1 protein-coding gene is annotated in these 289 nt (G+C 57.1%); it reads right to left on the minus strand.

From position 1 onward, the window contains the following. On the minus strand, window positions 1-289 hold a 289-nt coding region (locus tag SB752_RS32260; RefSeq protein ID WP_486320403.1), incomplete at both ends, for a response regulator transcription factor.

Raw genomic sequence — 289 nt, forward strand, 5'->3', positions numbered from 1 at the left:
AGCCGCAGTATTTCGTGCTCTTTGGGCGACAACCTGGCGAAACGTTCGTCCAGGGCGCTGGTAGATTCCATCACCGAGGTGGGTTCCGGCCTGGCACTTTGGAACGGATTACCCCTGGCGACAGCCTTGAGCGCAACCTGGATTTCGTTGTGCAGTTGGTTTTTCTGAATGACTCCGACCACGCCCAGTTCATGCAGCCGGGTCAGGATCAAAGGGTTGGAGATCATGGTCAGCACCAGGATGTGCACCGCCGGGAAATGCCGTTTCAGATACTCCACCAGCTTGAGGC

This window comes from Brevibacillus sp. SIMBA_040 (assembly GCF_046535075.1).
GTDB lineage: Bacteria > Bacillota > Bacilli > Brevibacillales > Brevibacillaceae > Brevibacillus.